Annotated in this window: 12 protein-coding genes; 5 read left to right on the plus strand and 7 right to left on the minus strand. The window is 48.8% G+C overall.

What is annotated here, in order from left to right:
* Positions 1–257: 257 nt before the first annotated feature.
* The gene (locus CLOSYM_RS16665) at positions 258–1,472 is read right to left on the minus strand and encodes a D-alanyl-D-alanine carboxypeptidase family protein (protein WP_003500015.1); all 1,215 of its coding nucleotides are present in this window, start codon (positions 1,470–1,472) and stop codon (positions 258–260) included.
* A 302-nt stretch (positions 1,473–1,774) separates the two neighbouring features.
* On the opposite strand from CLOSYM_RS16665, the gene CLOSYM_RS16670 reads away from it, so the two are divergent.
* Together CLOSYM_RS16670 and CLOSYM_RS16675 are read left to right on the plus strand one after the other, a co-directional pair.
* Entirely contained in the window at positions 1,775–3,271 is a 1,497-nt protein-coding gene (locus CLOSYM_RS16670; RefSeq protein ID WP_003509244.1) for a polysaccharide deacetylase family protein, read from the plus strand.
* Positions 3,272–3,456: 185 nt separating this feature from the next.
* Complete coding sequence (locus CLOSYM_RS16675; protein ID WP_021643018.1) at positions 3,457–4,386, plus strand: YitT family protein; 930 nt, start codon at positions 3,457–3,459, stop codon at positions 4,384–4,386.
* 133 nt (positions 4,387–4,519) lie between these two features.
* Here the strand turns inward: CLOSYM_RS16675 and CLOSYM_RS16680 are convergent, their stop codons facing one another.
* From CLOSYM_RS16680 to CLOSYM_RS16705, 6 genes are all read right to left on the minus strand, one after another.
* On the minus strand, positions 4,520–5,455 hold the full coding sequence (locus CLOSYM_RS16680; protein WP_003509251.1) for a TIGR03943 family putative permease subunit: 936 nt from the start codon (positions 5,453–5,455) through the stop codon (positions 4,520–4,522).
* 60 nt (positions 5,456–5,515) lie between these two features.
* Positions 5,516–6,736, minus strand: a complete 1,221-nt coding sequence (locus CLOSYM_RS16685; protein WP_021643019.1) for a CobW family GTP-binding protein — start codon at positions 6,734–6,736, stop codon at positions 5,516–5,518.
* 152 nt (positions 6,737–6,888) lie between these two features.
* The gene (locus tag CLOSYM_RS16690; RefSeq protein WP_021643020.1) at positions 6,889–7,713 is read right to left on the minus strand and encodes a metal ABC transporter permease; all 825 of its coding nucleotides are present in this window, start codon (positions 7,711–7,713) and stop codon (positions 6,889–6,891) included.
* Positions 7,710–8,420: a metal ABC transporter ATP-binding protein gene (locus tag CLOSYM_RS16695; RefSeq protein ID WP_003500008.1), complete on the minus strand. Its 711-nt coding sequence runs from the start codon at positions 8,418–8,420 to the stop codon at positions 7,710–7,712. The genes CLOSYM_RS16690 and CLOSYM_RS16695 overlap by 4 nt, the downstream gene beginning before the upstream one ends.
* Positions 8,421–9,485, minus strand: coding sequence for a metal ABC transporter substrate-binding protein (locus CLOSYM_RS16700; protein WP_021643021.1), 1,065 nt, complete (start codon positions 9,483–9,485; stop codon positions 8,421–8,423).
* Complete coding sequence (locus CLOSYM_RS16705) at positions 9,482–10,165, minus strand: HAD family hydrolase (protein ID WP_003500006.1); 684 nt, start codon at positions 10,163–10,165, stop codon at positions 9,482–9,484. Before CLOSYM_RS16705 ends, CLOSYM_RS16700 begins: the two co-directional genes overlap by 4 nt.
* 366 nt (positions 10,166–10,531) lie before the next feature.
* Between CLOSYM_RS16705 and CLOSYM_RS16710 the strand changes: the two genes are divergently transcribed.
* Genes CLOSYM_RS16710 through CLOSYM_RS16720 form a run of 3 tightly spaced genes read left to right on the plus strand, consistent with a single transcriptional unit; the run spans position 10,532 to position 12,197 of the window.
* The gene (locus CLOSYM_RS16710) at positions 10,532–10,927 is read left to right on the plus strand and encodes a VOC family protein (protein ID WP_003509269.1); all 396 of its coding nucleotides are present in this window, start codon (positions 10,532–10,534) and stop codon (positions 10,925–10,927) included.
* Between the two features lie 25 nt (positions 10,928–10,952).
* Positions 10,953–11,699 (plus strand): hypothetical protein, encoded by a 747-nt coding sequence (locus tag CLOSYM_RS16715; RefSeq protein WP_021643023.1) that lies wholly within the window; start codon positions 10,953–10,955, stop codon positions 11,697–11,699.
* Between the two features lie 42 nt (positions 11,700–11,741).
* The gene (locus CLOSYM_RS16720) at positions 11,742–12,197 is read left to right on the plus strand and encodes a hypothetical protein (RefSeq protein ID WP_003509398.1); all 456 of its coding nucleotides are present in this window, start codon (positions 11,742–11,744) and stop codon (positions 12,195–12,197) included.
* The last annotated feature ends 27 nt before the right edge of the window (positions 12,198–12,224 follow it).

Below are 12,224 nucleotides of genomic sequence, written 5' to 3' on the forward strand. Positions count from 1 at the left end.
ACTCCGTTTTTTCATAGATTACTTGACACTACCCACTTTTACTCTATTTTCCGTTCTTATTACGTTTCCAGTTTTATAAAAGTGACCGGCCGGTCATTTCTTTTGATAGTTTTATTATACCCGGCCTGAGGGAAATATTTCAACATTAAGAAATAAGGATTTGTCACTATGTAATAGTGCCAAAACTCCGTCTGACAGTGACCATTTATATCAGTTCAGACAGCATCAGCCGTTACTGCTGATTTCAGTACTGCATCTCACACACAGAAGCTGGATGCGGCCCGTTTCAGATAATCCAGGAAATTCGCTTTTCTGATGCTCTCGGCGGCTACGATTTCCACTCTGCCAATCTCCTGCCCGTTCAAACGGTATACGAGATAGCCGAGGATATCCCCTTCATTTACGGGCGCTTTAATTTCATCTTCAAATACCCACTCCTTCTCGATTCCTCCGAAGTCTTCCCCTTTCATCGTCAGATAGGAAAAAATTCCGTTGAGCTTTGCCGGTACCGTATCCTGAATTCCGTTTATAATCACGGCCGGAGGCACGGACCCCGGGTCTTCGTCACGGTACATCCTGCAATTGGCATATCCATAGTTAAGCAGGGTCAGGGCATCCCCAAACCTGGCTTTGAAATCCGGGGCAGCTAAAATAACGGCAATCAGCTCCACTCCGTCTTTTCTGGCCGTTGCGGACAGACAGTATTTTGCCAGGGACGTGGAACCTGTCTTAAGTCCCGTCACTTCAAAATTAGTCGCCATCTTCAGCAGCTTATTCGTATTGGAGAGTCCGAATTCTTTTGTCCCCTGCTTCGTCACGTGGGTGATGTTTTCCATCCAGATGGTCGAATAATTGAATATCTCGGGATATTTTGTGATAAGCTCCTTTGTCATAAGGGCGATATCCCGGGCCGACATGGCATGGGTCGTGGAATCCGTCAGTCCGCAGCAGTCTTCAAAATTGGCGTTCTCCATTCCCAGGCCTTTGGCCCTCTCGTTCATCATCTTAACGAATGTGGCCTCGTCTCCCCCTATGTATTCAGCCATCGCTACGCTTGCATCATTTCCCGACGCGATGACAATACATTTAATGAGCGTCTCCACTGTCTGAATCTCGCCCTCCTCCAGAAAAACCTGGGAACCTCCCATGGATTTTGCATGGGCGCTGGTTACGACTTCGTCATCCAGGTGTATCTTCCCTGATTTCAGGGCATCAAAAATCAGGAGCAGCGTCATGATTTTCGTAACGCTGGCCGGGTTCCTGGCCTCATCCGCATTTTTTTCATAAATTACCGTTCCTGTGGAAGCTTCTATCAGGATCGCGTCGGGCGCCTGGATTTCCGGCCCGTCCGCCGCCTGTACCATCGCTGAAGCTGCCTCGGCCGGAATCTCCGGGACAGAAGCATACACACTGTAAAGCCCTGTCTGCAGGACCATCATAATCGTCAAAATAACCGCCGTTAATCGTTTCATACCTTTTCTCCGCATCTATTTCCTTCTTTAATCAGGATATGGACAGAATGCATGTACTTATGACTCCGCGTTCCATGAAACGTTCTTTTCTTTCCGACAAAATTTTATAGCTGCGGGGGATGTGAACCATATCAATCCGGCATTTACCAGTAAAATTTAAGTAAACTGTAATAGTCATCGGTTTGATTCTATGTTATAATAATATGCCGGGCTTTTTACGGCCTACTTTTTTGTCCAATTATCTTACAGATAGTTTCATTAACATATTAATTCATAATTTTAGATAAAGGTGATGCAATACTATGGGAAAAGATCAATTTTCATTGAAAAACAGCGGGTACTCCAGCTATTCCAGACGACGTAAAAGGAAGTTCCTCAGGATACTGCCCTACATTATACTCGGATCGATTCTGGCCATTCTCTTATGCATAGCAGGATACCTCTATATGAGGAATAAAAGTCTGGAGGCCAGGGGCGCTTCTATCGCTGAGGTTTTGACCGGCGCCAATCCTTCCGGACCGGCGGACTCTGATAATCCGGGGATTGCCGGGGAATCATCCTCTGAGGAGTCTTCTTCTGCAGACGCGGACAGCGAAAGCCTGGAAAGTTACCTGTCACGGGCAGGTCTTCTGGCCGCAGGATACGACTATGACGGCGCTATCGCCATGTTGAGCGAAAGTCCCTATGCTTCGGACGAACAGGTCACAGCGGCTATTGCCGGATATGAAGAGAATAAAACCGCTCTCGTGCGGGCCGACCCGAAGAAGGTGACTCATGTCTTCTTCCACTCCCTGATTATAGACACCTCCAAGGCGTTTGACGGAGACTCCAGGGAGAAGGGCTATAACCAGGTGATGACTACCAAGGATGAATTTATGAAAATTCTTCAGTCCATGTACGACAGGGGGTTTGTACTTGTCCGGCTTCACGACGTAGCTTACGAGACAACAGGGGAGGACGGCAATCCGCACTTTGTGGAAGGCAACATTATGCTGCCTCCGGGCAAACAGCCCTTTGTCATGTCGCAGGACGATGTCTGTTATTATGAATATATGGAAAAAGACGGTTTTGCCACCAAGATGATTATCGGGGAGGACGGAAGGCCGACAAATGAGATGAAGCTGGATGACGGCTCCGTACTGGTCGGTTCCTATGACCTGGTCCCCCTGCTTCAGGATTTCATCGACGAACACCCTGATTTCTCTTATAAAGGCGCCAAAGCCGTGATTGCCTTTACCGGATATAACGGCATCCTCGGCTATCGTACCGCAGCTTCCTATAATACGGACGAGTACAAAGCAAAGCATCCCGGTTTTGATTATGAGAAAGAGCGGGAGGAAGCCGCCAAGGTGGCGGAATGCCTGAAGGAAAACGGCTTTGAACTGGCTTCCCACAGCTGGGGCCACCGCAATATGGGAACCATATCCATGGAACATTTCCGGGCCGACACAGACAAGTGGGAGGCCGAAGTAGAGACGCTGACCGGGCCGTGCGATATTATTTTGTTCCCCTTCGGCAGCGATATCGGCGGCTGGAAGCCCTATGATACCAGCAGCGAACGCTATCAGTACCTGCACTCGAAAGGTTTCCGCTATTTCTGCAATGTGGATTCCAGCCAGTACTGGGTACAGATCGGCGACGATTATATGAGACAGGGACGGCGGAATCTGGACGGTTTCCGTATGTATTACGACTTGCCGGAAACCAATCCCACCAAAGACCATTTAAGCGATCTATTCGACGTGTCTGAGGTCTTTGACAGGAGACGGCCGACACCGGTCCCCAAGATGTCGGAATAGTTCATTGGGTATGAATAGGAACCATTCGGAGTTGTGAATTTTGACAGCCGCGAAATCCCATTGACAGGGAGCGGCGGTTCCTATATAATAAAATCATAAAAGAGCTTTTGCGGATTATATATTATTTTCCGTAACAGCTCTTTTTTGTGCGTTTAAAAGTAGTTTAAGAAAGAGAGGCTGGAACGATGAAAACAAAACTTATAAGCAGTTTGAAAATAATCGGAATGGAACTTTTAGGCAGTATTTTGATTGCGGTAGGTATTTACAACTTTGCAGCGGCTTCCGCATTTCCGATGACCGGTTTTTCAGGAATAGCCCTGATTTTCAACCGGCTGTTTGCACTGCCCGTCGGCCTCACAATCATTGTCCTGAATGTTCCGGTAGCGGCGCTGTGCTACAAACTCCTGGGCAAACAGTTCTTTCTGCGTTCCGTGCGCTGTATGGTCATCTCATCAATTATGATCGACTATCTTGCCCCCCTGTTCCCGGTATACACCGGAAGCAGGATGCTGGCGGCAATCTGCACGGGCGTGCTGGCCGGGCTGGGCTATGCCATTATCTATATGCAGAATTCCTCCACAGGAGGCACCGACTTTATCATAATGGCAGTAAAAGCCTTAAAGCCTTACTTATCCCTCGGTAAAATCGCTTTTTTGTCGGACGTGGGAATTATCCTGATCGGAGGCATCCTGTTCCGTGATATGGACGGAATCGTATACGGCATGATTATCAATTTCCTGTTTGCCGTCGTTGTTGACAAAGCGGTATATGGCATTAATGCCGGAAAGATGGCCATGATTGTGACGGACAAAGGCGAGCAGGTGACGAAAGCAATTAACGCCTGCTGCAACAGGGGCAGCACAATTTTAAAGGGAATGGGAGGATATAAAATGGATAAAAAAGAAGTTGTAATCTGCGCCTGCAATAATAAAGAAATGTTTTTTGTCCAGCAGGTTGTAAAAGAGGTGGATCCGGCCGCATTCACTGTCGTTCTTGAATCAAACGAAGTCCATGGGGAGGGATTTAAAATGTTCCAGATAGGCGAGGGGAACGTAACAGTTCAGACAGGACTGCGCTCTTGCTGTGCGGACCGTGCGAAAATGCAGCGGCAGTAAGCATCCGGCTGATAAACCGGCTTCTCATGGCACCAGACTTTACGGTGACAGAAAAAAGAGCAGGAAGATTGCCTGCTCTTTTCAATCTTAATTATTGTTTGTCTTGCTCAAAACAGTGTCTGTGAAGTACAGCCTAAAACTGAACAATCTCTTTAATCGGTTCCGCCTTCTCCACATATTCTGCATAGAGCATCGGTCCCTCGCCTTCATATTCCGGACTGTATTCATACTCAACGCGCGCTCTCACCTTGACCCACTCTTTTGTCTCTAAGAGCCTTGCATTTCTGGCTTTGCACATGAAACCTAAGAATGTCATATCGGCTTCACAACATGTCATTGCCATTCTGCCCGGTACGAAATAGTTTTTCGGGAAATCCGGTGTCTTTAATACCATTGCCGTAAATTCAACCGTCTTTCCACGGTACCGCTCCGGTTTATCAAGCATGTCTATATACCAGATGCCGTATGCCTCCGGCGACACCTCAATTATATCGGCATTTACATCGTATGGAAGATCCGCCTCGGAGATTTCACTGATCTCGCCTTCCGAATCTTCGAATACTATCTGTACCTGAGGATTCATCCCCTTCAGTGTTCTGCGGTAGGTATCCAGATCTTCGATTCCGTCGCAGCGGTTCATGATCAGCATCTCCGTATTACGTACCATGCTGCCCACCAGCGGTTTCATGTTGTTGAGATACAAATCAAAGCTGGAACCGTCCACAATGGTAATCTGCTGGTAAAGATCCCAGTCGGCCGGGAGCTTCAGCCCCTCCGGGTTCCACATGCCGTTCCACTCCATCAGCACACGCTCCGGATTATAAAGAAGCTCCAGCTCCTCCAGGTATTCCGGCGTGAGCTTTGAAATCTCATCAATATACACGGCGGCTGTTTTCGTCTCCCTGAGGAACTCCTCTTCGTACTCTTCTTCGCCCTCTTCACAAACGATCAGTAAAGTCTTTCCTTCCGACTGAAAGTAATCCTGCTGAAGCGTGAATTTGATAAAAGCAGTTTTGCCTGCCTCCAAAAAACCGTTTATCAGAAATAACGGCATTCTATCGTCTTCCATTACTTATTTCTCCTTTTATGCACAGTCTGCCCGCTTCCGGCTGTGCCTTAACTCTGTCAATCAGGCGTTAAATGCCTCCGCCAGTCCTTCTTCATCCAGGTTAGCCCCAATGACACAGAGCTTGCCCGTATAGTCAGGGGAACCTTCACGGATTTCAATCTGCTCCGGAACCAAATCAAAATGAATCCATACGCCCTCTTTTTCACCCGGGATCATACCTTTGGCACGGAGAACTTGACCGTATTTCTGTCCATATGCCAGCTCCTTCAGCACCGCCTCCAGTTTATCGCGGCTGATGGCGGATACGTTCTCTCTGCCCCAGCTTGTAAATACTTCATCGGCATGATGATGGCCGTGATCATGCGCGTGATGATGGTCATGATCATGACAGCCGCAGGTACAGCTTTCATCATGGTCGTGATTATGATAGTCGTGGTCATGCGCGTGATCGTGGTCATGCGCCTGGCAGCCGCACTCCTCGCCGTGGTCATGGCCGTGGTGATGATCATGCTCATGTTCATGGCAGCCGCAGTTACACTCACCGTCATGTCCGCCTTCATGATGATGCTCATGGTGATGCCCGTGAGCATGGCAGCCGCATTCTTCTCCATGCTCCTGATCGTGGTGATGGGAATGGGCGTGTTTATGCTCTCTGGCCTCACGCATCAATTCCTCCGCCATATCGTCCTTCTTTTCAATGATCTCAAGAAGCTGTGCGCCTGTAAGCTGGCTGCACGGAGTCGTCACAATATTGGCGTCCGCGTTATGCTCCCGGAGCATCGCAACCGCCGCCTTCACCTTGTCGGCGCCGGCAATATCGGTCCGGCTCAGGATGATGGTGCCGGCATTCTCAATCTGATTATTGAAAAACTCGCCGAAATTCTTCATGTACATACGGCATTTGTTCACATCCACAACAGTAACCGCACTGTTCAGCATGACTTCGATCTCGGAAGCCACATCTCTCACCGCTTTCATGACATCTGAAAGCTTGCCGACGCCGGACGGTTCAATAATTACACGATCCGGATGATACTTCGTCAGGACTTCCTCCAGGGATTTTCCGAAATCCCCGACTAGGGAGCAGCAGATACAGCCAGAATTCATCTCACGGATCTCGATCCCCGCATCCCTTAAAAAGCCTCCGTCAATTCCAATCTCTCCAAATTCATTTTCAATCAGCACTACTTTTTCGCCTGAGATGGCTTCCTTCAGGAGCTGTTTAATAAATGTCGTCTTTCCCGCTCCAAGGAAACCGGAAATAATATCAATCTTTGTCATTATTATCAACCTTCTTTTCTGTTTAACAGTAGTTTTAACCTAATTTATTATTTTTACACAAATATGGAATAAAGTCAAGCAGGTGAGAATTACGGTCAATAAAACGGCCGGTATGAAAGTATCTCATACCGGCCGCCCTGCGGCTTTTATCTCTACCAGCTGAACCCCTGACGCACCGCCTGAACCAGACTGAATATCAGGAACGCCGCCAGATTTACGACTACCACACTGGCTCCCGCCGGAGTGGAATAGATATAGGATATCACCATTCCGATACTGAAACAGATGATAGAAAGCATCCCGGATACAATTACGACTCCCCTGAAACTTTTAAAGATCCGCATGGCCGTCAGGGACGGAAAGATAATGAGACTGGAAATCAGCATGGCTCCCATCATCCTCATTCCGATCACGATCGTCACTGCAGTCAAAACGGCAATCAGAACATTATAAATCGAAACATTGACACCGGTGGCCCTTGCAAAATTCTCATCGAAGGTCACGGCAAAAATCTTATTGTAGCAGAATAAAAACAGGCCGAGGACAATGACGGAAAGAACGGCGGCAAACCGCACATCCTCTTTGCTCATGGCCAGAATGCTTCCAAACATATAGCTGCTCACATCCGTGGTCATCCCTGTAGTCATGGAGGTCACAATAATACCGATTGCCAGTGCGCTGGCTGATATCATCGCAATGGCGGCATCACTTTTTATCTTTCCTCTCTCCGTGATTCTGAGAAGGAAAAAGGCCGCCAGCACCACAACCGGGATTGAAATTTTAAGAGGCGACCAGCCCGCTGCCAGAGCCACCGACAGGGCGCCGAAGGATACATGGGACAGCCCGTCCCCTATCATGGAATAACGTTTCAGCACAAGGCTGACTCCCAGCAGGGAAGCACAGAGAGAGACGAGTACACCGCCTATCAGCGCCCTCACAATAAATGGGTAGGACATCATTTCACTGATTATGCTCATTCCTCCTCACCTCCCAGAAACTGGTTTCCTATGCCGCTTTTTAAATAATCCTGAACCGTTCCCCAAAAAAGCGCCTTCTGCTGAAGATGGAGAATCTTTCCCGCCTGTCTGACGATATTCGCCATGTCGTGGGATACCATCAGGATCGCCACCTGCTCTTCCCGGTTCAGCTTTCTGATAATATTATAAAAGTCCTGTATCGCCGAAGGATCCAGCCCTGTAATCGGTTCGTCCAGAATCAGAAGCTTATCGGTGGCGCAGAGGGCTCTGGCAATCAACGCTCTCTGCTTCTGCCCTCCCGACAGATCCCGGAAGCAGCTTTTCTTAAGGTCCGCGATCCCCAGCCTCTCCAGATTGGAAAGAGCTGTCTGCTTCTCTTTTGGGGAGTAGAACGGACGGTTTCCTCTTTTTCCAAGGCAGCCGGAAATAACCACCTCAAATACGGTGGCAGGAAAATCCTTCTGCGCCGCCGTCTGCTGCGGCAGATAACCAATACCGGCTTTCTTAAGCTCTTCCGATATTTCAATCTTTCCCTCCGTAGGTTTTAACAGCCCCAGAATCCCTTTCATCAGGGTGCTTTTACCGGAACCATTTTCGCCCACGATACAGATATAATCGCCTGTGCTGACCTCCAGGCTCACATCAATGACCGCATCCTGATTCTCATATCCAAAATCAACATGCTCACATTTTAACAATAATCCCATCTATTCAAGTCCTTTTCTCAGGTTCACCACATTCTGCTCCATCAGTTCCAGGTACGTTATGCCCGAATCAAATTGTCTTCTGGTCACGTTGTGGCAGGAGTGGAACAGCAAAGGCTCAGCTCCTGTCTCCTCCCCTATTATCTCAGCCACGCGGTGGCTGGAAAGCTCCAGATAATAAACTGCCGGGATCGAATCCTCCCTGACCTTGTCAATCAGATATGCTATCGTCTTTGCGCTGGGTTCCGTATCCGTGCTGCATCCGGTAAATGCCGCCCTGTATTCCAGCCCATATTCATCGAAGAAATAACGCAGCGGAAATTTGTCGCCAAACACAAGCAGCCTCCTGTGTCCGCCGGCTACTACTTCCCGTATCTCTCTGTCAAGAGCCTCCAGTTTTTCTACATACGCATCAGCCCCTGCCCGGTAGTCCGCCGCACGGGCCGGGTCTTCCTCCTGAAGCACGCCGGCCAGAATCTCCGTCAGCTTCATAGCGTTCACAGGGGAAGTCCAGATATGCTCATCATACTCTATCTCGACTTCATGTCCGTCATCATGCTCATGGCTGTGACGGTCTGAGGAATGGTCATGTTCCTCCGCTTCCATCCCTTCTACAATCTCTTCCTCCACCGTATCCACATAATCCATCATTGTCACGACCCGTCCGGGACCGGCGCCGTTTCCCAAAGAATCCAGCACTTTATCAAGCCACTGTTCCATTGCGCCGCCGTTACATACCAGAATATCAGCATTCTGTATCGTAATCATATCGGCCGGCGTGGGTTCGAAGGAGTGGCTGTCCATACCTGCCGGAACCACCATGGCCAGTTCTATCCTGTCTCCTGCAATCTGACGCAGAAAATCGTAATAGGGAAACAGCGTTGTCACTACGTTGAGCCTGTCTTCCCCGTCAGACGCTGTTAATGCTTCTTGGTCCTTTCTTACGTCACTGCCGCCGGGATTATACCGGCTGCAGCCCACCGTCTGGATTATAGCGGCAGATAAAATAAGCAGGAGCAAAAGCCGGGCAAAAAGGCCCGGTAAGCGTGATCTGGTATTTACAGTCATTGCAAATCCTCATTCCCTGTGTCAGCTTTTTCTATAATCAATTCCACCTGGGATGGATAATCCACTATATATTGGGGTGACAGCGCCACCAGCTCTTCTCTGTCCCTGAAGCCCCAGGTTACTCCCACCGTATCCATGCCGGCCGCAATCCCCGTCTTCATATCCGTGTTTGTATCTCCCAGATACAGGCAGTCACCGGGCTGCATCCCCAGTTCACGGCATACAATCAGCGCCCCATCCGGAGCCGGCTTCTTAGGCGTTCCTGCCTGCTCGCCTCTGACGCAGTCAAAATAATCTTTTCCAAATATTGTCTCAATATTCTCCACCGCCTGATGATGCGGCTTATTGGAGTATACTGCTATCTTTATCCCTTTTTTCTTCAGGTATTCAAGAAGCTGGGGAATTCCGTCATAAGGTTTTACATCTTTCATACAGTATTTCGCGAAGTTCTCCATATATAGCGTCAGAGCTTCTTCATAATGAACCAGATTTTCATCGCCGCAGGCCATAAGGGCGCGCTCCATCTGTTTCTTATAGCCGTCTCCCACCATCTTTTTCGTCTGCTCCGGCACAATCTGTCCCAGGCCAAGGGCCGACAGCGTAACATTAGTCGTATAAGTCAGGGCATTAATTGTGTTCAGCAATGTCCCATCGAGATCAAAAATACATAAACGGTACATTTTTCTCTTCCTTTCGGTGTAAATTTCCCCCATGTAATAATATACTAAATGGGCGAAAGTTGCAACGGGGACTTTAGTTAAGCAGGTGGGGACGCAGCAGGGACGGACGGCGGACGGGCGGTGGAGGTGGATCGAGGAGTCTTTCGTCCCGTGGGAAGGTTGTCGCAAGCCGGGACTGCAAAGAAGATAGAGTCTTCAATTAAATAATTATGATGTTGGGAGCAAAAGGTCTTTTGCCCCCTTTGATACCGGATTGCTCTGCACTGCGTGGTATCATAATTATTAAGATTTTCAATCTCTATAGATCACTCATCCCCATCATGATACAATGAAGTCAACCAAATCAATTTCTTCAAGGAGGTAAGTATGAACACACCAAAACGACCGGCGGTTAATAGAATAAACACTGTAATCGACTGTGGTGACGCACAGATTATGGCAGAATTCTACAGCAGGCTTCTGGGGTGGGAACTGACTCTTCCTGCCGCGAACGGATGGGCCGCCGTCACATCGCCGGAGGGAGCCGTATTTGCATTTCAGGAGATCGAGGGGTATGAACCTCCGGTATGGCCCTGGGAGAAAGGTAAACAGGGGCAGATGATTCATCTGGATTTCTGGGTGGACAATCTGGAGGAAGGCGTTGAGTTTGCCCTGGCCTGCGGGGCTGTTGAAGCGGCTCAGCAGTTTTTTACGACCTCCCGCACCTTACTCGACCCTGCAGGACATCCGTTCTGTATTGATACTGATGGAGAGGAACCCTGACTTTAACTCTTAAAGGAGGCTATCTATGAAAAAGAATTTACAAATTATTTCATCCGCAATTGTCATGACGCTGTTTTTCACTTTCCCTGCATTTGCCGGTCAATGGATACAGGATGCAGGAAGACTGGCTGTCAGTGACGGCGTATCCAACTGGCGCTGGCAGGAAGACGACGGTACGTATGTACAGGACTGCGATCTCTGGCTGGACGGAAACAAGGACGGGATTTATGAAAACTACTATTTTAACTCCGGCGGCTGGATGCTTGCCGCCACACAGAATGGCTATGGCCAAACTATTAATTCCGACGGCGCTCTCCTGAATAATGACGGCAGCGTTTTCCGGATAATTGCGCCAAAAGACAGCGCAGTCATAACGACTCCCGATTATACGCTCACACTGCCGGAAAACTGGAAAAACAATTTCTGCTACTCCCTCCGCAGCGGGAACCTCTATGTGGATTTCCATCCTATTAAACCGCTCTTAATGGACGGCAAAAACAGGGGCTCCGTCACCCAGGCCATGTTCTGGATTCTTAGTTTTGACAGCAGGGAAGAGATGGAGAAAATAAGAAATCAGGGTCTCTACGACAGCTGGCGTCTTCTGGGCAGCAGCAATGGCAAGTATTATGTCTCCTGCGGCCCCACGGATACCGCCATCGAATTTTACACGGAGGAGGACAGGGCCGTTATGCAGCAGATGCAGTCCGCTCTTTATGAAAATGGGCAATCCTCGCTCTGGAACAGGATGGTATTTGTATCTGCCGGTAACTGATAGTTTTATCTAATCTGCTTTTTATGGAGGGAGGAAAATTACATGAACCGACAATTGTTGAAACTTCCGCTTTACACCCTGGCCGCCGGGGTTCTTACAAGACTTCTCATAAAAGTGATTAGCTCCCTGGCCCTGCATTCCGCCGGAGCGTGGGCAGTGTATTTAGGGGATGTGATATTCTACGCCCAGTGCGTCATTTCCGCGATGTTTTTTATCATCATTGGCCTGAGATTACGCAAAATATACACCCGCAGCGTCTGTTTCCGGGCCGCTTCTGTCTTAGCCCTCTACTCTCTCCTGTCCCTTGTACTGGAACAGGCAATGCAGTACAGCGGGCACTACGGTTTGCTGAACTACTATATGTACCTTCCCATCGAGATTTTCACACCGATCACGGCCCTGCTGATGCGATTCTTCTATGAAGGAGCTGTCAGCGTGGTTTATGCCGTGCCTTCCCTGCTGGCCCCTTATCTTTTTCTGCTTTTCACCGATAAATAGAGATTTAACTGAGGTTGGGAGGACGCG

The sequence above is a fragment of the [Clostridium] symbiosum ATCC 14940 genome (genome assembly GCF_000466485.1).
GTDB classification, from domain to species: domain Bacteria; phylum Bacillota; class Clostridia; order Lachnospirales; family Lachnospiraceae; genus Otoolea; species Otoolea symbiosa.

Bases quoted from the DNA above. Each gene is read 5' to 3' on its own strand.
- CLOSYM_RS16665 (WP_003500015.1), bottom strand. From the start codon at position 1,472: ATGAAACGATTAACGGCGGTTATTTTGACGATTATGATGGTCCTGCAG.
- CLOSYM_RS16670 (WP_003509244.1), top strand. From the start codon at position 1,775: ATGGGAAAAGATCAATTTTCATTGAAAAACAGCGGGTACTCCAGCTAT.
- CLOSYM_RS16675 (WP_021643018.1), top strand. From the start codon at position 3,457: ATGAAAACAAAACTTATAAGCAGTTTGAAAATAATCGGAATGGAACTT.
- CLOSYM_RS16680 (WP_003509251.1), bottom strand. From the start codon at position 5,455: ATGGAAGACGATAGAATGCCGTTATTTCTGATAAACGGTTTTTTGGAG.
- CLOSYM_RS16685 (WP_021643019.1), bottom strand. From the start codon at position 6,736: ATGACAAAGATTGATATTATTTCCGGTTTCCTTGGAGCGGGAAAGACG.
- CLOSYM_RS16690 (WP_021643020.1), bottom strand. From the start codon at position 7,713: ATGAGCATAATCAGTGAAATGATGTCCTACCCATTTATTGTGAGGGCG.
- CLOSYM_RS16695 (WP_003500008.1), bottom strand. From the start codon at position 8,420: ATGGGATTATTGTTAAAATGTGAGCATGTTGATTTTGGATATGAGAAT.
- CLOSYM_RS16700 (WP_021643021.1), bottom strand. From the start codon at position 9,485: ATGACTGTAAATACCAGATCACGCTTACCGGGCCTTTTTGCCCGGCTT.
- CLOSYM_RS16705 (WP_003500006.1), bottom strand. From the start codon at position 10,165: ATGTACCGTTTATGTATTTTTGATCTCGATGGGACATTGCTGAACACA.
- CLOSYM_RS16710 (WP_003509269.1), top strand. From the start codon at position 10,532: ATGAACACACCAAAACGACCGGCGGTTAATAGAATAAACACTGTAATC.
- CLOSYM_RS16715 (WP_021643023.1), top strand. From the start codon at position 10,953: ATGAAAAAGAATTTACAAATTATTTCATCCGCAATTGTCATGACGCTG.
- CLOSYM_RS16720 (WP_003509398.1), top strand. From the start codon at position 11,742: ATGAACCGACAATTGTTGAAACTTCCGCTTTACACCCTGGCCGCCGGG.